The organism is Lelliottia sp. F153 (assembly GCF_002870005.1).
Lineage (GTDB): Bacteria > Pseudomonadota > Gammaproteobacteria > Enterobacterales > Enterobacteriaceae > Enterobacter > Enterobacter nimipressuralis.
Window position 1 is genome coordinate 224,565 of the sequence record NZ_PKFT01000001.1, and the last position, 22,394, is coordinate 246,958.

Annotated in this window: 20 protein-coding genes; 16 read left to right on the top strand and 4 right to left on the bottom strand. The window is 54.6% G+C overall.

The features are described from left to right. Window positions 1–36: 36 nt before the first annotated feature. Complete coding sequence (gene yfbR / locus F153LOC_RS01095; protein WP_102104905.1) at window positions 37–636, bottom strand: 5'-deoxynucleotidase; 600 nt, start codon at window positions 634–636, stop codon at window positions 37–39. A gap of 94 nt (window positions 637–730) precedes the next feature. Then, window positions 731–1,945, bottom strand: a complete 1,215-nt coding sequence (alaA, locus tag F153LOC_RS01100; protein ID WP_100779448.1) for an alanine transaminase AlaA — start codon at window positions 1,943–1,945, stop codon at window positions 731–733. An 883-nt stretch (window positions 1,946–2,828) separates the two neighbouring features. On the opposite strand from alaA, the gene lrhA reads away from it, so the two are divergent. From lrhA to nuoN, 14 genes are all read left to right on the top strand, one after another. Next, window positions 2,829–3,767 carry a transcriptional regulator LrhA gene (gene lrhA, locus F153LOC_RS01105; RefSeq protein ID WP_100779449.1) on the top strand — a complete coding sequence of 313 codons (939 nt, stop codon included), beginning with the start codon at window positions 2,829–2,831 and terminating at the stop codon, window positions 3,765–3,767. Between the two features lie 631 nt (window positions 3,768–4,398). After that, entirely contained in the window at window positions 4,399–4,839 is a 441-nt protein-coding gene (gene nuoA, locus F153LOC_RS01110) for an NADH-quinone oxidoreductase subunit NuoA (RefSeq protein ID WP_102104904.1), read from the top strand. 15 nt (window positions 4,840–4,854) lie between these two features. Beyond that, the gene (gene nuoB, locus F153LOC_RS01115; protein ID WP_003861482.1) at window positions 4,855–5,529 is read left to right on the top strand and encodes an NADH-quinone oxidoreductase subunit NuoB; all 675 of its coding nucleotides are present in this window, start codon (window positions 4,855–4,857) and stop codon (window positions 5,527–5,529) included. Between the two features lie 89 nt (window positions 5,530–5,618). Further along, the gene (nuoC, locus tag F153LOC_RS01120; protein ID WP_100779451.1) at window positions 5,619–7,421 is read left to right on the top strand and encodes an NADH-quinone oxidoreductase subunit C/D; all 1,803 of its coding nucleotides are present in this window, start codon (window positions 5,619–5,621) and stop codon (window positions 7,419–7,421) included. A gap of 2 nt (window positions 7,422–7,423) precedes the next feature. After that, complete coding sequence (gene nuoE, locus F153LOC_RS01125; RefSeq protein WP_095282749.1) at window positions 7,424–7,924, top strand: NADH-quinone oxidoreductase subunit NuoE; 501 nt, start codon at window positions 7,424–7,426, stop codon at window positions 7,922–7,924. After that, window positions 7,921–9,258 (top strand): NADH-quinone oxidoreductase subunit NuoF, encoded by a 1,338-nt coding sequence (gene nuoF, locus F153LOC_RS01130; RefSeq protein WP_100779452.1) that lies wholly within the window; start codon window positions 7,921–7,923, stop codon window positions 9,256–9,258. The genes nuoE and nuoF overlap by 4 nt, the downstream gene beginning before the upstream one ends. A 57-nt stretch (window positions 9,259–9,315) precedes the next feature. Beyond that, window positions 9,316–12,042, top strand: coding sequence for an NADH-quinone oxidoreductase subunit NuoG (gene nuoG / locus F153LOC_RS01135; RefSeq protein WP_123427200.1), 2,727 nt, complete (start codon window positions 9,316–9,318; stop codon window positions 12,040–12,042). Beyond that, on the top strand, window positions 12,039–13,016 hold the full coding sequence (gene nuoH / locus F153LOC_RS01140) for an NADH-quinone oxidoreductase subunit NuoH (RefSeq protein WP_095282746.1): 978 nt from the start codon (window positions 12,039–12,041) through the stop codon (window positions 13,014–13,016). Before nuoG ends, nuoH begins: the two co-directional genes overlap by 4 nt. A gap of 13 nt (window positions 13,017–13,029) precedes the next feature. After that, on the top strand, window positions 13,030–13,572 hold the full coding sequence (gene nuoI, locus F153LOC_RS01145) for an NADH-quinone oxidoreductase subunit NuoI (protein ID WP_000172742.1): 543 nt from the start codon (window positions 13,030–13,032) through the stop codon (window positions 13,570–13,572). A 10-nt stretch (window positions 13,573–13,582) separates the two neighbouring features. Then, entirely contained in the window at window positions 13,583–14,137 is a 555-nt protein-coding gene (gene nuoJ, locus F153LOC_RS01150; protein ID WP_100779454.1) for an NADH-quinone oxidoreductase subunit J, read from the top strand. Continuing rightward, window positions 14,134–14,436, top strand: coding sequence for an NADH-quinone oxidoreductase subunit NuoK (nuoK, locus tag F153LOC_RS01155; RefSeq protein ID WP_003861496.1), 303 nt, complete (start codon window positions 14,134–14,136; stop codon window positions 14,434–14,436). Before nuoJ ends, nuoK begins: the two co-directional genes overlap by 4 nt. Beyond that, window positions 14,433–16,274: an NADH-quinone oxidoreductase subunit L gene (nuoL, locus tag F153LOC_RS01160; protein WP_102104902.1), complete on the top strand. Its 1,842-nt coding sequence runs from the start codon at window positions 14,433–14,435 to the stop codon at window positions 16,272–16,274. The genes nuoK and nuoL overlap by 4 nt, the downstream gene beginning before the upstream one ends. 165 nt (window positions 16,275–16,439) lie before the next feature. Continuing rightward, window positions 16,440–17,969, top strand: coding sequence for an NADH-quinone oxidoreductase subunit M (gene nuoM, locus F153LOC_RS01165; protein ID WP_100779456.1), 1,530 nt, complete (start codon window positions 16,440–16,442; stop codon window positions 17,967–17,969). A gap of 6 nt (window positions 17,970–17,975) precedes the next feature. Then, on the top strand, window positions 17,976–19,433 hold the full coding sequence (nuoN, locus tag F153LOC_RS01170; RefSeq protein WP_100779457.1) for an NADH-quinone oxidoreductase subunit NuoN: 1,458 nt from the start codon (window positions 17,976–17,978) through the stop codon (window positions 19,431–19,433). Between the two features lie 81 nt (window positions 19,434–19,514). Here nuoN and F153LOC_RS01175 read toward each other — a convergent pair whose 3' ends face one another. After that, window positions 19,515–20,519, bottom strand: a complete 1,005-nt coding sequence (locus F153LOC_RS01175; protein ID WP_100779458.1) for a chemotaxis protein — start codon at window positions 20,517–20,519, stop codon at window positions 19,515–19,517. Window positions 20,520–20,583: 64 nt separating this feature from the next. Then, entirely contained in the window at window positions 20,584–21,501 is a 918-nt protein-coding gene (gene rnz, locus F153LOC_RS01180) for a ribonuclease Z (protein ID WP_102104901.1), read from the bottom strand. Between the two features lie 71 nt (window positions 21,502–21,572). On the opposite strand from rnz, the gene F153LOC_RS01185 reads away from it, so the two are divergent. Then, the gene (locus F153LOC_RS01185) at window positions 21,573–22,034 is read left to right on the top strand and encodes a GNAT family N-acetyltransferase (protein ID WP_100779460.1); all 462 of its coding nucleotides are present in this window, start codon (window positions 21,573–21,575) and stop codon (window positions 22,032–22,034) included. Between the two features lie 52 nt (window positions 22,035–22,086). Beyond that, a complete protein-coding gene (gene elaB, locus F153LOC_RS01190) occupies window positions 22,087–22,392 on the top strand; it encodes a stress response protein ElaB (protein ID WP_100780844.1) in 306 nt (101 codons plus the stop codon). The last annotated feature ends 2 nt before the right edge of the window (window positions 22,393–22,394 follow it).

Here is a 22,394-nt window from a genome sequence, read left to right on the forward strand (position 1 = left end):
CTGCATTTGCGTATCAGCTGTACACCTGGCAAAGGCTTACAGCGGCGAATCCTGACTGATTTCATCCAGCGACAGATGGAAGCTCGGCACGAATACCTCCATGAAATAATCCATCTCTTCGCTGCGACGCGACTCGAGGGTTTTTTCCAGCCGCGTTTTCGCCAGTAAAAACTCATTATTACCAGCGGAGAGTTCTTCCAGACACTTGAGATAGGCGCACAGGGCATCCGCCTGTTTCACCAGCAATCTTTCCTCTTCCGTGCACTGGTGTTCGTCGATAAGCGGCGCAAAAATATCCCGCAGCTCTTCCGGCACCATATCCACCAGTTTTTGCTGGGCGATCTTCTCGATGGCCTTATATTCCTGCGCAATCTGCGAGTTGAAATATTTAACCGGTGTCGGTAAATCCCCGGTCAGAACTTCAGAGGCGTCGTGATACATAGCCAGCAGCGCGATGCGCTCGGGGTTCACCTGCCCGTTGAATTTACGGTTTTTGATAGCGGCCAGCGCGTGCGCGACCATGGCGACCTGCAAACTGTGTTCAGACACGTTCTCTGTGCGCACGTTGCGCATCAGCGGCCAGCGGTTGATTAACTTCAGGCGGGAGAGATGGGCAAAAAAATGACTCTGACTCATAGATAACCTTTTGTCTTGCACTGCGACAGATTTCATTGTGCGGCGAGGGGAGGCAAGATGCAAATCAGGCTGCCCGTGGCAGCCTGATGGAGGTTTACTGATGATAACCGGAGAGGAAGCGTCCGAACCGGCTGATCGCCATTTCGAGGTCGTCTTCGCGCGGCAGGGTGACGATACGGACGTGGTCCGGCCACGGCCAGTTAAACGCGGTTCCCTGCACCAGCAGCACTTTTTCCTGTAACAGGAAGTCGAGCACCATTTTCTGGTCGTCGTGAATATTGAAACGTTTAATATCGATTTTCGGGAACATATACAGCGCGCCGTTCGGCTTCACGCAGGAGACGCCAGGAATATCGTTAATCAACTCCCACGCGCGGTTACGCTGCTCATACAGACGCCCGCCGGGTACGATAAATTCGCTGATGCTCTGATAACCGCCGAGCGCTGTCTGAATGGCGTGTTGCGCCGGAACGTTAGCACACAGGCGCATCGAGGCGAGCATTTCCAGCCCTTCGATATAGCCTTTGGCGTGTTTTTTCGGGCCGTTCAGAACCATCCAGCCCTGACGGAAACCGGCAACGCGGTAGGTTTTCGACAGGCCGTTAAAGGTGACGGTCAGCAGATCCGGAGCCAGCGTAGCAATAGAGTGGTGTTGCGCCGCGTCGTAGAGGATCTTGTCGTAAATCTCATCGGCAAAGATGATCAGGTTGTGCTGACGGGCGATCTCAACGATCTCCATCAACAGCTCTTTAGAATAGACGGCACCCGTTGGGTTGTTCGGGTTGATAATCACGATACCGCGCGTGCGCGGGGTGATTTTGGCGCGGATATCGTCGAGATCCGGGAACCAGTCGGACGATTCATCGCACAGATAGTGCACCGCTTTGCCGCTGGAAAGGGAAACGGCCGCTGTCCACAGCGGATAGTCCGGCGCAGGCACCAGCATTTCATCGCCGCTGTTAAGCAGAGCCTGCATCGCCTGGACGATCAGTTCAGAAACGCCGTTACCAATATAGATATCTTCAACGGTGACATCGCGCATCCCACGGGCCTGATAGTGCTGCATGATGGCCTTACGGGCGGAGTAGAGTCCTTTAGAATCACAGTAGCCTTGCGCCGTCGGCAGGTTACGGATCACATCAACGAGGATTTCATCCGGCGCGTCAAAGCCAAAGGGCGCGGGGTTACCAATGTTGAGTTTCAGGACTTTGTTGCCTTCCTCTTCAAGGCGCTTAGCCTCTTTAAGTACCGGACCGCGGATGTCGTAACAGACGTTATCTAATTTGCTGGATTTTTCGATAGGGGACATGAATCGTTAACCTTTTAGCTGTTATTGCCACTCCCTGCCGTGGAAGTCAGCACGGAACAATGTACTCCCACCGCGCTGCGTTTTGAAGGGTGTACAGAAGAAGATTTTGCCGGGATGCGAAAATAAGAGGTAATCTTTTTAACTGCCAGAGGGGGGATTTGGTCGTGTAAAGCATTGCGTTGACAGGCAAGTGCAGTCTATTATCTCGCGCCAGGTGGTTTTTAATGTATTTTACCCTGCCAAAAACCGCTGTACGACAGATAAACGATGAGATCGCAATGATTTCTCCCGGTGACCTTTCGTAAAACCGGAATGCTTCTTAATATCTTTGGTGAATGATGGATTCGGCCAGAGGTTGCGCGTGTGAAAATATTGTTAAGCAATATTAATGGATAAACCTAATCTACATTAATGTTTATTTATTAATGATGCCTAAATCTTAACTTTCGTTAATTTTAATAAAATTAGTTTAGCCGTTAATCAACATGGATTAATCAGTAATGGTGTAATAATACTTATAAATAAAGTGGATTTGGGTTAAGATGTTGTCTCAGGAAAAGAGAGGAATGTTTACATTACTGTGTATTTTGCCTCGATTTTTCTGTATTAGTTGATTGTTATTGTTAGAATTATCTCTACTATACTGGATAGGCAACACCTTTACTGCTGTGCCCGTGTTGCGAGTAAAAGAGTGATGATGAGTAAGTTCTTTAATGGAATTTACTGAAATCAGCAAAATCTAAAAATATCCTGAACATTTAAGAGAATAAAAATATCGTCATGGAACGTTGTTTCTGACTTCTGCTATACACCAGCCAATAACTATCTGTCAGGTAGTCTGCCGGTCGGCAGCTCCGCACGAGCAACTTGTAAGTGAATAGATATGATAAATGCAAATCGTCCGATACTAAATCTCGATCTCGATCTGCTGAGAACGTTTGTTGCGGTCGCTGATCTCAACACCTTTGCAGCCGCTGCTGCCGCTGTCTGCCGTACGCAATCGGCGGTCAGCCAACAGATGCAGCGACTGGAGCAACTGGTGGGCAAAGAACTCTTTGCACGCCACGGTCGTAATAAACTGTTAACTGAGCACGGGATCCAGTTACTGGGTTACGCCAGGAAGATTTTACGCTTCAACGATGAAGCATGTATGTCATTAATGTTTAGCAATCTTCAGGGCGTTTTAACGTTAGGCGCTTCTGATGAATCTGCTGATACGATATTGCCGTTTTTACTTAATCGGATCAGTTCGGTTTATCCGAAGCTTGCGCTGGATGTCAGCGTAAAACGAAATGCCTTCATGATTGATATGCTTAAAGACCATGAAGTTGATCTGGTTGTTACCACGCACTGTCCTGGACAATTTGATTGTCTGACATTGCGAACGTCGCCAACGCACTGGTATTGCGCGGCAGAATATGTGCTGCAAAAAGGCGAGCCTATTCCGCTGGTATTGCTGGACGACCCTAGTCCGTTCCGCGATATGGTGTTGTCGGCTCTGAATGAAGCGAATATTCCGTGGCGTTTAGCGTACGTGGCCTCCACATTACCTGCAGTGCGTGCCGCCGTTAAAGCCGGCCTTGGTGTGACCGCTCGCCCTGTTGAGATGATGAGCCCGGATTTACGCGTCTTAGGTAAATCTAATGGTTTACCTGCGCTGCCGGACACGGAATATCTGCTTTGCCATAACTCATCCAGCAACAACGAGCTGGCAAAAATCGTGTTTGAAGCGATGGTGAACTACCACAACCCGTGGCAATTCGAAAATGTTACTCCCGAAGGGGGGGGCGATTCCCTGGTGGTTGAAGGGGATTTTGAGTGATCCCGATCCGATAATTGTCGTAACAATTTGTAAGTGTAAAAAAGAACCACTCGTGCGGTATTTCCGCGGAGTGGTTTTTTTTTGACAACAATAGCGCCATACTCTTTGAGGTTATTGTAAATAAGTCTTAATTATCATCGCGATGTATGGTTCTGCTCGATTTTTGAACGTAATGCGTTTTGTTATCTTCTCTGCGGCACTGATGTTAAAAAACCAGCAAAAATGTTGCCGTTTTTTTGATTGGATTAACAAAAGCGTGTCTCAGATCAAGAAAATACTCCCATTTGGGGGGAGGAATCAGCAGCAAATCCTGTCAAAATAGGAGGGTAATATTTCTTTTACTTCAAAACGGACACGATTCAACAGCATGCAGTTGACGTAAAGTCATCGACCCACCAGGGTTAAAGGGCATGAAATGTTAATGAGAATCGATCTATGTGATTTAATGTGAAGAAACCTTTGTTAAAGTTGACAAAAGGTTATAGAAAGGAGTAAAAAACCACATCATTTTGCTGTCTATGTCTCATTTCTGACAGTCGGTGTAAGGTTATTTGTTCCTCCCCATGAATCGATGTGATGTCCATCTGCCAGCAAGAGCAGAGCTGTAGATATCACTTTTGATGAGTAAGCAATGAGTATGTCAACATCCACAGAAGTCGTCGCTCATCACTGGGCATTCGCAATCTTTCTTATTGTTGCCATTGGCCTGTGCTGCCTGATGTTAATCGGCGGCTGGTTCCTGGGCGGTCGCGCCCGCGCAAGGCACAAAAACACCCCATTTGAATCGGGTATCGATTCGGTAGGTACTGCTCGCTTACGCCTGTCCGCCAAGTTCTATCTGGTGGCCATGTTCTTCGTCATTTTCGACGTTGAAGCGCTCTACCTGTTCGCATGGTCAACGTCTATCCGCGAAAGTGGATGGACTGGCTTTGTCGAAGCCGCAATTTTCATTTTAGTGCTACTGGCCGGTCTGGTGTACCTGGTGCGCATCGGCGCGCTGGACTGGACACCTGTGCGTTCACGCCGTGAACTGGTTAATCCGGAAAACAGTAACTCTAATCGTCAGCAGTAACAGCGAGGCAATAAGATGGATTATACGCTCACCCGCATAGATCCTAACGGTGAGAATGACCGTTACCCCCTGCAAAAACAGGAGATCGTAACCGACCCCCTGGAGCAAGAAGTCAACAAAAGCGTGTATATGGGCAAGCTCGAACATGCCATGCACGATATGGTCAACTGGGGTCGTAAGAACTCCATCTGGCCATACAACTTTGGTCTTTCTTGCTGCTACGTTGAAATGGTGACGTCATTCACTGCGGTGCATGACGTTGCGCGTTTTGGTGCCGAGGTACTGCGTGCTTCCCCTCGTCAGGCTGACCTGATGGTGGTGGCCGGAACCTGCTTCACCAAAATGGCGCCAGTCATTCAGCGTCTTTATGACCAGATGCTCGAGCCGAAGTGGGTTATCTCCATGGGTGCCTGTGCAAACTCGGGTGGTATGTACGACATTTATTCCGTTGTGCAAGGCGTCGATAAGTTTATCCCGGTGGATGTTTACATCCCTGGCTGCCCGCCGCGTCCGGAAGCTTACATGCAGGCGCTGATGCTGCTGCAGGAGTCGATCGGTAAAGAACGCCGTCCGCTTTCCTGGGTCGTGGGCGACCAGGGCGTGTACCGCGCCAATATGCAGTCTGAGCGCGAGCGTAAACGCGGAGAACGTATTGCAGTCACCAATCTGCGTACGCCTGACGAAATTTAATTTGCGCCTGTGGGCCTGGGGCAAACCTTCGCATATCACTATACAAATAGCGCGAAGCCAGGCTTAACAGTCACCACGGACCATTTGCAATGGTGAACAATATGACCGACTTAACCGCGCAAGATGCCGCATGGCAAACCCGGGATCATCTCGATGACCCGGTCATTGGCGAACTGCGCAACCGTTTTGGGCCGGATGCCTTTACTGTTCAGGCCACCCGCACCGGGGTACCCGTTGTTTGGGTGAAGCGTGAGCAATTGCTGGAAGCAGTTGATTTCTTAAAGAAATTACCTAAACCTTACGTCATGCTGTTTGACTTACACGGCATGGATGAGCGTCTTCGCACCCACCGTCACGGTTTACCCGCGGCGGATTTTTCCGTTTTCTACCACCTGATCTCAATAGACCGCAACCGGGATATCATGCTCAAGGTGGCATTGTCTGAAAACGACATGCATCTGCCGACGCTCACCAAACTTTTCCCTAACGCCAACTGGTATGAGCGTGAAACCTGGGAAATGTTCGGCATGACCTTCGATGGCCACCCGCACCTGACGCGCATCATGATGCCGCAGACCTGGACCGGCCACCCGCTGCGTAAAGACTATCCGGCGCGCGCCACCGAATTCGATCCGTTTGAGCTGACCAAAGCCAAACAGGATCTGGAGATGGAAGCGCTGACTTTCAAGCCGGAAGACTGGGGCATGAAGCGCGGTACCGACAACGAGGACTTCATGTTCCTCAACCTCGGTCCAAACCACCCGTCTGCGCACGGTGCGTTCCGTATTATTCTTCAGCTTGACGGCGAAGAGATTGTCGACTGCGTGCCTGATGTCGGTTACCACCACCGTGGTGCTGAGAAGATGGGCGAGCGTCAGTCCTGGCACAGCTACATTCCGTACACCGACCGTATCGAGTACCTCGGCGGCTGCGTGAACGAAATGCCTTATGTGCTGGCCGTTGAGAAACTGGCGGGTATCACCGTACCGGATCGCGTTAACGTTATCCGCGTGATGCTGTCAGAACTGTTCCGTATCAACAGTCACCTGCTCTACATCTCCACGTTCATTCAGGACGTCGGGGCGATGACGCCGGTGTTCTTCGCGTTTACCGACCGTCAGAAAATCTACGATCTGGTTGAAGCAATTACGGGTTTCCGTATGCACCCGGCCTGGTTCCGTATTGGCGGCGTGGCACACGACCTGCCGCGCGGATGGGATCGTCTGCTGCGCGAATTCCTCGACTGGATGCCGAAGCGTCTGGCCTCTTACGAGAAAGCCGCGCTGCGTAACACCATCCTGATTGGCCGTTCCAAAGGCGTGGCCGCTTACGGCGCGAAAGAAGCGCTGGAGTGGGGCACCACCGGTGCTGGCCTGCGTGCGACGGGTATTGATTTCGACGTGCGTAAAGCCCGTCCATACTCTGGCTACGAAAACTTCGACTTCGAAGTCCCGGTTGGCGGCGGTGTATCCGACTGCTACACCCGCGTGATGCTGAAAGTCGAAGAGCTGCGCCAGAGTCTGCGCATCCTTGAGCAGTGCCTCAACAACATGCCGGAAGGCCCGTTCAAAGCGGATCACCCGCTGACAACGCCGCCACCGAAAGAGCGCACGCTGCAACATATCGAAACCCTGATCACTCACTTCCTGCAGGTTTCCTGGGGCCCGGTCATGCCGGCCAACGAATCCTTCCAGATGATTGAAGCGACCAAGGGTATTAACAGTTACTACCTGACCAGTGACGGCAGCACCATGAGCTATCGTACGCGTATCCGTACGCCGAGCTATGCGCACCTGCAGCAGATCCCGTCAGCCATTCGCGGCAGTTTGGTCTCCGACCTGATTGTGTATCTGGGTAGTATCGATTTTGTTATGTCAGATGTGGACCGCTAATTATGCACGAGAATCAACAACCACAAACCGAGGCTTTTGAGCTGAGTGCGGCAGAACGTGCGGCAATTGAGCACGAAATGCACCACTACGAAGACCCGCGTGCGGCATCCATTGAAGCGCTGAAAATCGTCCAGAAACAGCGTGGTTGGGTACCTGATGGCGCGATCTATGCGATCGCCGACGTGCTGGGTATCCCGGCAAGCGACGTGGAAGGGGTGGCAACATTCTACAGCCAGATCTTCCGCCAGCCGGTGGGCCGTCACGTAATTCGCTATTGCGACAGCGTCGTTTGCCATATCACCGGTTATCAGGGCATCCAGGCTGCACTCGAGAAGAAACTCGATATCAAGCCAGGACAGACGACCTTTGACGGTCGTTTCACGCTGCTGCCAACCTGCTGCCTGGGTAACTGCGACAAGGGTCCGAGCATGATGATTGATGAGGACACTCACAGCCATCTGACGCCGGAAGCAATTCCTGACCTGCTGGAGCGGTACAAATGAAAACAGTCATTCGCACTGCTGAAACCCATCCGCTGACCTGGCGTCTGCGCGATGACAAACAGCCAGTTTGGCTCGAAGAATACCAGAGCAAAAACGGTTACGAAGGGGCGCGTAAAGCGCTCTCGGGCATGGCGCCAGATGAGATCGTTAACGCGGTTAAAGATTCCGGCCTGAAAGGGCGCGGCGGTGCAGGCTTCTCCACCGGTCTTAAGTGGAGCCTGATGCCGAAAGACGAATCCATGAACATCCGTTACCTGCTGTGTAACGCCGATGAAATGGAGCCAGGCACCTATAAAGACCGCCTGCTGATGGAGCAGCTGCCGCACCTGCTGGTGGAAGGCATGCTGATCTCCGCGTTCGCGCTGAAAGCCTATCGTGGTTACATCTTCCTGCGCGGCGAGTACATCGAAGCGGCAGAGCACCTGCGCCGCGCGATTGCAGAAGCGACCGAAGCGGGCCTGCTGGGCAAAAACATTCTCGGCACCGGTTTTGATTTTGAGCTGTTCGTGCACACGGGCGCAGGGCGTTATATCTGTGGTGAAGAGACCGCACTGATTAACTCCCTCGAAGGCCGCCGCGCGAACCCACGCTCCAAGCCGCCATTCCCGGCAAGTTCCGGCGTCTGGGGTAAACCGACCTGTGTCAACAACGTCGAAACCCTGTGTAACGTACCGGCTATTCTCGCCAACGGCGTGGAGTGGTATCAGAACATTTCGACCAGCAAAGACGCGGGCACCAAGCTGATGGGCTTCTCCGGCCGCGTCAAAAACCCTGGCCTTTGGGAGCTGCCGTTCGGTACTACCGCACGCGAAATCCTCGAAGACTATGCGGGCGGGATGCGCGATGGCCTGAAATTTAAAGCCTGGCAACCGGGTGGGGCAGGGACCGACTTCCTGACCGAAGCCCACCTCGATCTGCCAATGGAATTTGAAAGCATTGGTAAAGCAGGCAGCCGTCTGGGTACGGCGCTGGCGATGGCCGTTGACCATGAAATTGGCATGGTGTCGCTGGTGCGTAACCTGGAAGAGTTCTTCGCGCGCGAATCCTGCGGCTGGTGTACGCCATGCCGTGATGGTTTGCCATGGAGCGTGAAAATTCTGCGCGCTATCGAGCGCGGCGAAGGCCAGCCGGGCGATATCGAGACACTTGAGCAACTGTGTCGATTCCTCGGTCCGGGCAAAACCTTCTGTGCCCACGCACCAGGTGCCGTTGAGCCATTGCAGAGCGCGATTAAATATTTCCGCGACGAATTCGAAGCAGGCATCAAGCAGCAGTTCAGCAATACCCATTTGATTAATGGTATTCAGCCGAACCTGCTGAAAGCGCGCTGGTAGCGATACTGAATTTTGATTAACGCTCAGTCTCTGACTGAGCCAACTGGAAGCATGCTAATGGCTACGATTCATGTAGACGGCAAAGAATACGAGGTCAACGGGGCCGACAACCTGCTAGAAGCTTGTCTGTCTCTCGGCCTTGATATTCCGTATTTTTGCTGGCATCCGGCGCTGGGCAGCGTCGGTGCTTGCCGCCAGTGTGCGGTGAAGCAATATCAAAACGCGGAAGACACGCGTGGGCGCCTGGTGATGTCCTGTATGACACCAGCGACCGAAGGCACCTTTATTTCGATTGAAGACGAAGAAGCGAAACAGTTCCGCGAGAGCGTCGTGGAATGGTTGATGACCAACCACCCGCACGACTGTCCGGTTTGTGAAGAGGGCGGTAACTGCCATCTTCAGGATATGACCGTGATGACCGGTCATAGCTTCCGTCGCTATCGCTTTACCAAACGTACCCACCGTAATCAGGACCTGGGGCCGTTCATCTCTCACGAAATGAACCGCTGCATCGCCTGCTATCGCTGCGTGCGTTACTACAAAGATTACGCAGACGGTCAGGATCTGGGCGTGTATGGCGCACATGACAACGTCTACTTTGGTCGTCCGGAAGACGGTACGCTTGAAAGCGAATTCTCCGGCAACCTGGTAGAAATCTGCCCGACGGGCGTCTTCACCGATAAAACGCACTCCGAGCGTTACAACCGTAAGTGGGACATGCAGTTTGCACCAAGCATCTGCCAGCAGTGTTCCCTTGGCTGTAACACCAGCCCGGGCGAGCGCTATGGTGAACTGCGTCGTATCGAAAACCGTTACAACGGTACCGTAAACCACTACTTCCTCTGCGACCGTGGTCGTTTCGGCTATGGCTATGTGAACCTGAAAGACCGTCCGCGTCAGCCGGTTCAGCGTCGTGGCGATGACCTGATCACCCTCAACGCTGAACAAGCAATGCAGGGCGCGGCGGATATTCTGCGCCAGTCGAAGAAAGTGATCGGTATCGGCTCCCCGCGCGCCAGCGTCGAAAGCAACTTTGCGCTGCGTGAGCTGGTGGGTGCGGATAACTTCTACACCGGTATCGCCAACGGCGAGCAGGAACGTCTGCAGCTGGTGCTGAAAGTGCTGCGTGAAGGCGGTATTCGTACCCCGGCGCTGCGCGAAATCGAATCCTATGATGCAGTGCTGGTACTGGGCGAAGATCTGACTCAGACCGGTGCACGCGTTGCGCTGGCCGTACGTCAGGCGGTGAAAGGTAAAGCACGTGAAATGGCAGCAGCCCAAAAAGTGGCTGACTGGCAGATTGCGGCAATCCTGAACATCGGCCAGCGTGCCAAACATCCGCTGTTTGTGACGAACGTCGACAACACCCGTCTGGACGACATCGCGGCGTGGACCTATCGCGCACCGGTGGAAGATCAGGCGCGCCTCGGTTTTGCTATTGCTCACGCGCTGGATAACAGTGCTCCGGCCGTTGAAGGCCTGGATCGTGACCTGCAAAACAAGATCGACGTGATCGTTCAGGCTCTGGCCGGTGCGAAAAAACCACTGATTATTTCCGGCACCAACGCCGGCAGCCCTGATGTGATTCAGGCTGCGGCAAACGTGGCTAAAGCGCTGAAAGGGCGTGGGGCAGACGTGGGTGTAACCATGATTGCGCGCGCAGTGAACAGCGTCGGTCTGGGACTGATTGGCGGCGGTTCTCTGGAAGCGGCGTTAAGCGAACTCGAATCGGGTGCGGCTGACGGCGTTATCGTACTTGAGAACGACTTGCATCGTCATGCTTCTGCGGCTCGCGTGGATGCCGCTCTGTCTAAAGCGCCGTTGGTGATGGTAATCGACCATCAGCGCACCGCGATTATGGACAAAGCGCACCTCGTGCTCTCAGCGGCAAGCTTCGCCGAAAGCGACGGTACGGTTATCAACAACGAAGGTCGCGCACAGCGTTTCTTCCAGGTTTATGACCCGTCTTATTACGACAGCAACACCGTGATGCTGGAAAGCTGGCGCTGGCTGCACTCGCTGCACAGCACCGTGGAAAACCGTCAGGTGGACTGGACGCAGCTCGATGATGTGATCGATGCCGTAGTTGCAAAACTGCCGCAGCTGGCGGGCATTAAAGAAGCCGCGCCGGACGCGAGCTTCCGCATTCGCGGCCAGAAACTGGCTCGTGAACCGCACCGTTACAGTGGTCGTACCGCCATGCGCGCCAATATCAGCGTGCACGAACCGCGTCAGCCGCAGGATAAAGACACGATGTTCGCCTTCTCCATGGAAGGGAACAACCAACCGTCTGCACCGCGCTCTCAGGTTCCGTTCGCATGGGCACCAGGCTGGAACTCCCCGCAGGCATGGAACAAGTTCCAGGCGGAAGTGGGCGGCTCTCTGCGCCACGGTGATCCAGGTGTTCGTCTGATCGAGGCGAGCGAAACGGGTCTGGAGTACTTCACGACCGTTCCGGCAAGTTTCGAAGCGCAGGAAGGCAACTGGCGTATCGCGCCGTACTACCATCTGTTCGGTAGTGACGAGATGTCCCAGCGCTCTCCGGTATTCCAGACGCGCATGCCGCAGCCTTACATCAAGCTCAATCCGGCGGATGCCGCGAAGCTTGGCGTCAACGCGGGCAGCCAGGTCTCCTTTAGCTATGAAGGCCAGACTATCAGTCTGCCGCTGGTTATCGCCGAAGGTCTGACAGCAGGGCAGGTGGGTCTGCCGATGGGTCTGCCGGGCATCGCTCCGGTACTGGCGGGCGCGCGTCTTGATAATCTGCAGGAGGCACAAGCATGAGTTGGTTAACGCCGGATCTCATCGAAATTCTGTTAAGCATTCTCAAGGCGGTGGTCATTCTGCTGGTGGTTGTCACCTGCGGCGCGTTCATGAGCTTTGGTGAACGTCGTCTGCTCGGTCTGTTCCAGAACCGTTACGGACCGAACCGCGTGGGCTGGGGTGGTTCACTCCAGCTGGTCGCGGACATGATCAAGATGTTCTTTAAAGAAGACTGGATCCCGAAATTCTCGGATCGCGTCATCTTTACTCTGGCACCGATGATCGCCTTTACCTCACTGCTGCTGGCCTTTGCTATCGTCCCGGTCAGTCCGACTTGGGTGGTCGCTGACCTGAATATCGGGATCTTGTTCTTCCTGATGATGGCGGGTCTTGCGGTGTACGCGGTGCTGTTTGCGGGCTGGTCCAGTAACAACAAATACTCGCTGCTGGGTGCGATGCGTGCGTCTGCGCAGACCCTGAGCTACGAAGTGTTCCTGGGTCTTTCCCTGATGGGCGTGGTGGCGCAGGCCGGTTCATTCAACATGACCGACATCGTCAACAACCAGGCCGACATCTGGAACGTCATTCCGCAGTTCTTTGGTTTTGTCACCTTTGCTATCGCAGGCGTGGCGGTGTGTCACCGTCACCCGTTTGACCAGCCAGAAGCCGAGCAGGAACTGGCCGACGGTTATCACATTGAATATTCCGGTATGAAATTCGGTCTGTTCTTTGTGGGCGAGTACATCGGTATCGTCACCATTTCCGCGTTGATGGTAACGCTGTTCTTTGGTGGCTGGCATGGCCCGTTCTTACCGCCGTTCATCTGGTTCGCGCTGAAAACCGCGTTCTTCATGATGATGTTCATTTTGATTCGCGCCTCATTACCGCGTCCGCGTTATGACCAGGTAATGTCCTTCGGCTGGAAAGTGTGCCTGCCGCTGACGCTAGTCAACTTGTTGGTAACGGCCGCTGTCATTCTCTGGCAGCAGCCATAAGGGGCAATAGACCATGACCTTAAAAGAATTATTGGTAGGTTTCGGCACCCAGGTACGCAGTATCTGGATGATCGGCCTGCACGCGTTTGCAAAACGCGAAACCCAGATGTATCCGGAAGAGCCGGTCTATCTGCCGCCGCGTTACCGTGGCCGTATCGTGCTGACCCGCGATCCGGACGGCGAAGAACGCTGCGTTGCCTGTAACCTGTGTGCGGTAGCCTGTCCGGTTGGCTGTATCTCTTTGCAGAAAGCAGAGACCAAAGACGGCCGCTGGTACCCTGAGTTCTTCCGCATTAACTTCTCACGCTGCATCTTCTGCGGTCTGTGTGAAGAAGCGTGCCCAACCACGGCGATTCAGCTGACTCCAGATTTCGAACTGGGTGAGTACAAGCGTCAGGACCTGGTGTACGAGAAAGAGGATCTGCTGATTTCCGGTCCGGGCAAATACCCGGAATATAACTTCTACCGGATGGCGGGTATGGCAATCGACGGCAAAGATAAGGGCGAAGCAGAGAACGAAGCTAAGCCTATCGACGTCAAGAGCCTGTTACCGTAAGGAGAGGGCAATGGAATTCGCTTTTTATATCTGTGGCCTTATCGCCATCCTGGCCACGCTGCGAGTGATTACGCACACCAATCCGGTGCATGCGTTGCTTTACTTAATCATTTCGCTTCTGGCCATTTCCGGCGTGTTCTTCGCGCTGGGCGCCCACTTTGCGGGTGCGCTGGAGATCATCGTCTACGCCGGGGCCATTATGGTTCTGTTCGTGTTCGTCGTCATGATGCTGAACCTGGGCGGCTCTGAAATTGAACAAGAGCGTCAGTGGTTGAAACCGCAGGTATGGATTGGCCCGGCGATTCTGTCGGCCATCATGCTGGCAGTGATCGTTTACGCGATTCTCGGCGTGAACGATCAGGGTATCGACGGTACGCCGATCAGCGCGAAAGCGGTCGGTATCACGCTCTTCGGTCCGTACGTACTGGCCGTTGAACTGGCGTCGATGCTGCTGCTGGCGGGTCTGGTTGTTGCCTTCCACGTTGGCCGCGAAGATCGTGCGGGCGAAGTGCTGAGCAACCGTGCGAATGACAGCGCGAAAAGAAAAACGGAGGAGCGCGCATGATCCCCTTAACACATGGACTGATCCTCGCCGCGATTTTGTTCGTCCTGGGCTTAACCGGTCTGGTTATCCGACGCAATCTGCTGTTTATGCTGATCGGTCTGGAAATCATGATCAACGCTTCCGCGCTGGCCTTTGTGGTCGCCGGTAGCTACTGGGGCCAGACCGATGGTCAGGTGATGTATATTCTCGCCATCAGCCTTGCGGCTGCCGAAGCGAGTATTGGCCTGGCGCTGTTGCTGCAGCTCCATCGTCGCCGCCAGAACCTGAACATCGATTCAGTAAGTGAGTTGCGTGGATGAACATGCTTGCCTTAACCATTATTTTCCCGTTGATCGGCTTTGTGCTGCTGGCTTTCTCCCGCGGTCGCTGGTCGGAAAATCTGTCTGCCACCGTGGGCATCGGCTCTATCGGCCTGGCTGCGCTGGTCACCGCTTACGCGGGTATCGACTTCTTTAACAACGGCAAGCAGGCGTTCAGCCTGCCGCTGTGGACCTGGATGTCGGTCGGCGATTTCAACATCGGTTTCAGTCTGGTACTGGATGGTCTTTCCCTGACCATGCTCTCCGTGGTCACCGGCGTTGGTTTCCTGATCCACATGTTCGCCTCATGGTATATGCGCGGTGAAGAGGGTTACTCCCGCTTCTTCGCCTACACCAACCTGTTTATCGCCAGCATGGTTGTTCTGGTGCTGGGTGATAACCTGCTGCTGATGTATCTCGGCTGGGAAGGCGTGGGTCTCTGTTCTTACCTGCTGATCGGTTTCTACTACACCGATCCGAAGAATGGCGCAGCCGCCATGAAAGCGTTCGTCGTGACCCGTGTGGGTGACGTGTTCCTCGCTTTCGCGCTGTTCATTCTTTACAACGAACTGGGCACGCTGAACTTCCGCGAAATGGTGGAACTGGCGCCAGCGCACTTCGAAGCAGGCAACAACATGCTGACGTGGGCAACGCTGATGCTGCTGGGTGGTGCCGTGGGTAAATCCGCGCAGCTGCCGTTGCAGACCTGGCTTGCGGACGCGATGGCAGGCCCAACGCCTGTCTCCGCGCTGATCCACGCCGCGACCATGGTGACCGCCGGTGTCTATCTGATTGCACGTACGCATGGCCTGTTCCTGATGACGCCGGAAATTCTGCACCTTGTCGGTATCGTCGGGGCGGTAACTCTGGTGCTGGCGGGCTTTGCCGCGCTGGTTCAGACGGACATCAAACGCGTTCTCGCTTACTCCACCATGAGCCAGATTGGTTACATGTTCCTGGCGCTGGGCGTGCAGGCATGGGACGCAGCGATCTTCCACCTGATGACGCACGCGTTCTTTAAAGCGCTGCTGTTCCTCTCGTCCGGCTCCGTCATTCTGGCGTGCCATCACGAGCAGAACATCTTCAAGATGGGCGGTCTGCGCAAATCGATTCCGCTGGTGTATGTCTGCTTCCTGGTGGGCGGCGCGGCGCTGTCGGCACTGCCGATCATCACTGCGGGCTTCTTCAGTAAGGACGAAATCCTTGCGGGCGCCATGGCAAATGGTCATATCAATCTGATGGTGGCAGGTCTGGTCGGTGCGTTTATGACCTCCCTGTATACCTTCCGTATGATTTTCATCGTCTTCCACGGTAAAGAACAAATTCACGCTCACGCAGGGAAGGGGATTACTCACCACCTGCCGCTGCTGGTTCTGCTGGTGCTCTCTACCTTCGTTGGCGCGATGATTGTGCCACCGTTGCAGGGCGTACTGCCGGATACCACCGAGCTTGAGCACGGTCGCGTTCTGACGCTTGAAATCACCTCCGGTGTGGTCGCTATCGCAGGCATCCTGATTGCTGCATGGCTGTGGCTTGGCAAACGTACTCTGGTGACGGCTGTTGCTAACAGTGCGCCAGGCCGTCTGCTGGGCACCTGGTGGTACAACGCGTGGGGCTTCGACTGGCTGTACAACATGATCTTCGTTAAGCCGTTCCTGGGCGTTGCATGGTTGCTGAAACGCGATCCGATGAACTCCATGATGAACATCCCGGCAGTGCTGTCCCGCTTTGCAGGTAAAGGCCTGCTGTTGAGCGAGAACGGCTATCTGCGCTGGTATGTGGCATCCATGAGCATTGGTGCGGTCGTCGTGCTGGCGCTGCTGATGGTGTTGCGTTGATCTGAGATTGGGTTTGCCCGGTGGTTCAAGCCGGGCCTGCAAGAGCGTAGGTCGGATAAGCGTGAGTGCCACCCGACATAACAAACCCAATCCGAAGTGAATGTTCCGTGAGAATTCGTTGAAAATCGGCCCCGGCTGGGGCCTTAAAAAGGAATAAAAATCGCCATGTTACTACCCTGGCTAATATTAATTCCCTTCATTGGTGGGTTCCTGTGCTGGCAGACCGAACGCTTTGGCGTGAAGATGCCGCGCTGGATTGCGCTGATCACCATGGGATTGACGCTCGCGCTTGGTCTGCAACTGTGGTTGCAGGGCGGCTATTCTCTGACCCAATCTGCGGGTATTCCGCAGTGGCAGTCTGAATTTATCCTGCCGTGGATACCGCGCTTTGGTATCACAATCCACCTCGCCATCGACGGTCTGTCGCTGCTGATGGTGGTGCTGACCGGTCTGCTCGGCGTTCTGGCGGTGCTCTGTTCCTGGAACGAGATTCAAAAATACCAGGGCTTCTTCCACCTGAACCTGATGTGGATCCTGGGCGGCGTTATCGGCGTGTTCCTTGCCATCGACATGTTCCTGTTCTTCTTCTTCTGGGAGATGATGCTGGTGCCGATGTACTTCCTGATCGCGCTATGGGGCCATAAGGCATCCGACGGTAAAACGCGTATCACGGCGGCCACCAAGTTCTTCATCTACACCCAGGCGAGTGGTCTGGTGATGTTGATTGCTATCCTGGCGCTGGTGTTCGTGCACTACAACGCGACCGGTGTCTGGACCTTCAACTATCAGGACCTGCTGAAAACGCCAATGTCTCACGGCGTCGAATACCTGCTGATGCTGGGCTTCTTCATTGCGTTTGCGGTGAAAATGCCGGTGGTTCCATTGCACGGCTGGCTGCCAGACGCGCACTCCCAGGCACCCACGGCGGGTTCCGTTGACCTGGCGGGGATCTTGCTGAAAACCGCGGCCTACGGTCTGCTGCGCTTTGCGCTGCCGCTGTTCCCGAACGCCTCCGCGGAGTTTGCACCGATTGCGATGTGGCTCGGTGTGATTGGTATCTTCTACGGCGCATGGATGGCTTTCACGCAGTACGACATCAAACGTCTTATCGCGTACACCTCCGTTTCCCACATGGGCTTCGTGCTGATTGCCATCTACACCGGCAGCCAGCTGGCGTACCAGGGGGCGGTGATTCAGATGATTGCGCACGGTCTGTCTGCGGCGGGTCTCTTCATCCTCTGTGGTCAGCTGTACGAACGTCTGCATACCCGTGACATGCGCATGATGGGCGGTCTGTGGAGCAAAATTAAGTGGTTGCCAGCCCTGTCGATGTTCTTCGCAGTGGCGACGCTGGGTATGCCGGGTACCGGTAACTTTGTCGGCGAATTCATGATTCTGTTCGGCAGCTTTAAAGTGGTTCCGGTCATTACGGTTATCTCCACTTTCGGCCTGGTCTTCGCGTCCGTTTACTCGCTGGCGATGCTGCATCGCGCTTACTTCGGTAAAGCGAAGAGCCAAATCGCGGCGCAAGAACTGCCGGGAATGTCGCTGCGCGAACTGTTCATCGTTCTGCTGCTGGTCGTACTGCTGGTGCTGCTGGGCTTCTATCCGCAGCCGATTCTGGATACCTCGCATTCCGCGATGGGTAACATCCAGCAGTGGTTTGTTAATTCTGCTTCTAATACAAGGCTGTAAATCGCCATGACAATAACTCCACAACAACTGATCGCGCTGCTACCGCTGCTGATCGTCGGATTGACGGTGGTGGTTGTGATGCTCTCCATTGCGTGGCGACGCAATCACTTCCTGAATGCCACACTGTCGGTTTTAGGTCTGAACGCTGCGTTAGTCTCCCTCTGGTTTGTTGGCCAGGCGGGCGCAATGGATGTCACCCCGCTGATGCGCGTTGACGGTTTTGCGATGCTGTACACCGGGCTGGTCCTGCTGGCGAGCCTGGCGACCTGTACCTTTGCTTACCCTTGGCTCGAAGGCTACAACGACAACAAAGAAGAGTTTTACCTGCTGGTTCTGATTGCCGCCCTCGGCGGGATCCTGCTGGCGAACGCGAACCACCTCGCGGCCCTGTTCCTCGGTATTGAGTTGATCTCACTGCCGCTGTTCGGCCTGATTGGTTATGCGTTCCGTCAGAAGCGCTCTCTGGAAGCGAGTATCAAGTATACGATTCTGTCTGCTGCCGCCTCGTCTTTCCTGCTGTTTGGTATGGCGCTGCTGTACGCACAGTCCGGTAACCTGTCGTTCGTGGCGCTCGGTAAGAGCCTCGGCGACAACATGCTGCACGAACCGCTGCTGCTGGCGGGTCTGGGCATGATGATCGTCGGTCTTGGCTTTAAACTCTCTCTGGTTCCGTTCCACCTGTGGACGCCAGACGTGTATCAGGGCGCTCCGGCCCCTGTCTCCACCTTCCTGGCGACAGCGAGTAAAATCGCGATCTTCGGCGTGGTGATGCGTCTGTTCCTGTACGCTCCAGTGGGTGACAGCGAAGCGGTGCGCGTGGTGCTCGGCATTATCGCCTTCGCCTCCATCATCTTCGGTAACCTGATGGCGCTGAGCCAGACCAACATCAAGCGTCTGCTTGGTTACTCGTCTATCTCCCACCTGGGTTATCTGCTGGTGGCACTGATTGCCCTGCAGAGCGGCTCCATGTCGATGGAAACCGTCGGTGTTTACCTGGCCGGTTACCTGTTCAGCAGCCTCGGCGCGTTCGGCGTCGTGAGTCTGATGTCCAGCCCGTACCGTGGTCCGGATGCCGATTCACTGTTCTCCTACCGTGGTCTGTTCTGGCACCGTCCGATTCTGTCTGCGGTAATGACGGTGATGATGCTGTCACTGGCGGGTATCCCGATGACGCTGGGCTTTATCGGTAAGTTCTACGTGCTGGCCGTCGGTGTACAGTCTGGCCTGTGGTGGCTGACGGCTGCGGTGGTTATCGGCTCCGCAATCGGTCTGTACTACTACCTGCGTGTGGCGGTGAGCCTGTATCTGTCGGCACCACAGCAGCTGAACCGCGATGCACCAACCAACTGGCAGTACAGCGCCGGCGGTATTGTGGTGCTGATCTCCGCGCTGCTGGTACTGATCTTCGGTATCTATCCGCAGCCGCTGATCACCCTGGTGCAGCATGCGATGCCGCTGATGTAATGGTCTCAGACATAAAAAAACCCGCCTCGGCGGGTTTTTTAGTGCGGGTGAGCAAAGCGCCACCCGGCAATCAGACTCAAATCAAGCCAGCTGTTTGCGGCTAATCAATGGCCCATCAATCTTCTTCATCGACCGATCCAGCACTTCCTCAATCACCGATGACAGCTCGTTAAGCTCAAACTTCGCCACGTAGCCATCGGCCTTCACCTTGCGGATATGATCTTCGTTGGCGTTTCCGGACAGGGAGGAGTGGATCACCACCGGAATATGCTTGAGGATCTCGTCAGATTTGATTTTGCGCGTCAGCGTAAATCCGTCCATTTCCGGCATTTCGAGGTCGGTCAGTACCAGCGCGATTTTATCGGTGATCGGCACGCCTTCGGCCTGCGCCTGTGCAGCCAGCACGCCAATTTTTTCCCACGCTTCTTTGCCGGTGATATGCAGCTGGGCCGGGATGTTCATCGCCTCCAGCCCTTTTTCCAGCATGGAGCGGGCAACCTTAGAATCTTCCGCCACAATCGCCACCGCGCCAGGCTTGATGTTGAATTTGCTGATTTTCAGGTTATTGGCGTGCAGATCGTGGTTCGCCGGGGTGATGTCATACAAAATCTGCTCAACGTCGAGCACCATCGCCAGATCGTTGGTATCCGTCTCTTCATCGAGGCAGGCGATGCTGGTAATGTAGCGTCCGCTGACGGCGGTTTCCGCCGCATGGACCTGCTTCCAGTCCAGACGCATGATGTTTTCTACCGACTCCACGGCAAACGCCTGCACGCTACGGGCGTACTCGGTGATCAGCAGAATGTTCAAACCGGTGGCGGGTTTACAGCCAGCCACCGCCGAAAGATCGATGACCGGGATCACCTGATCGCGGATATTCACCATACCCATCAGCGGCGACTTCATGCCCGCGGGCTTGGTGAATTCCGGCATCGGTACAATTTCACGCAGCTTAAAAACGTTAATGCCAAACAGCTCAGACTTGTTCTCATTCAACGAGGTACCGAGGCGGAACAGCAACAGTTCAAACCGGTTCGACAGGGTCAGATTGGCCCTGTCATCAATATCTTTCTGGAAATTATCCATTTTACCCTCAAGTGAGATGCTTGCCTTTTAATCGTTATCGGCACGCCGAGGGAAAAGTGAAGGGCTAAACGCAAACCTGCATGAAATCGTGGGCCAGCTCGCACTCCTTGAACACTTCCCGGCACTCCGCCAGCAGCGCCGCACAGCCCTGGGCATCGTAGCGAGAGCTGACGTGGGTGACGATCAGTTTCTGCACGCCCGCGTCTCTGGCAAGGGTTGCCGCCTGACGCGTAGAGCTGTGCCCACGGCTGTTGGCTTTCTCTTCCATCGCCGTCTCAAGGGTCGCCTCGTGGACCAGCAGATCAACGTTGTGCGCCAGAAGCAGCGCTTCAGGGCAGGGCGCTGTATCGCCAAATATCGCCACTTTTTTACCGGGAACCGGGGCCGCGAGATAAGCCTGACCGTTAACAACGCTGCCGTCATCCAGCGTCACGGTTTCGCCATTTTTTAGCTGCTGGAACAGCGGGCCAGGTTTGATGCCGTCGGCAATCAGCGCGGCGGCGTCCAGTGCGCCGGGTTTGTCGTGTTCTTCCACACGATAGCCATAGCACTCCACCGGATGATTCAGCGGCTGTGCGGTCACCGTAAAACGCGCGTCCTGGAATACCACGCCTTCAGCGATCTCGATCACCTCCAGCGGATAATCGGTCCACGATCCGCTCAGGCGCAGGGTGGTCTCGACAAACGCCTGAATGCCCTTCGGACCGTAGATTGTCAGCGGTCTGGCGTTCCCGGCCATCGAGCGGCTGCACAGTAGCCCTGGCAGACCAAACAGATGGTCGCCGTGCAGGTGAGTGATAAAAATTTTATCCAGCTTGCCGGGGTGATACGCGGTGTGTAACAGCTGATGCTGCGTCCCTTCACCACAGTCGAAAAGCCATAAACCCGCGTGCGTCGGGTGCTGTAAATCGAGCAGGATTGCCGTCACATTTCGTGATCGGGTTGGCACACCGGCGGACGTACCGAGAAAAATCAGTTCCATAACATCATCAGACTCTATGACTCACGAGAAGTGTTTAGTATAACGGGATGATACTTAAGAAGGAGCCTGACATGATCCAGTGGCAAGATTTACATCACAGTGAACTGACCGTTTCCGCCCTTTACGCGTTACTCAAATTACGTTGCGAAGTGTTTGTCGTCGAGCAGACATGCCCCTATCAGGATATCGACGGCGATGACCTGGTCGGTGAGAACCGCCATATCCTCGGCTGGAAAGATGATGCGCTGGTGGCGTATGCGAGGATTCTGAAAAGTGAAGACGATTTCGACCCGGTGGTGATTGGCAGAGTGATCATCAGCAGCAACGCGCGAGGTGAAAAACTCGGCTATAAGCTGATGGAACAGACGCTCGAATCCTGCAAAAAACAGTGGCCAGACAAGGCGTTATATCTCGGCGCGCAGGCGCATCTGCAGCCATTCTATGCCCACTTTGGGTTCGCCCCGGTGACAGAGGTGTACGACGAAGATGGTATTCCACATATCGGCATGGCGAGGGAGGCGAAACAGGCGTAATAGCCTGTCGTTGTCTATAGTTAGGGACTGAAGCACTCACATGGAGAAAAATATGTCATTTCAATCTTGGGATTCCCGTATCGACGACGACCTGGCGCTGCTTAGTGAAACACTGGAAGAGGTGCTGCGCTCTTCAGGCGACCCGGCAGACCAAAAGTATATTGAGCTGAAAGCGCGTGCTGAACAGGCGCTGGAAGAGGTCAAACACCGCGTCAGCAATGCCTCCGACAACTACTATTATCGCGCCAAAAAAGCGGTCTATCGTGCCGATGATTACGTGCACGAAAAACCGTGGCAGGGCATTGGCGTAGGGGCGGCTGCCGGCCTGGTGCTGGGGCTTCTGCTCTCCCGCCGCTAAGT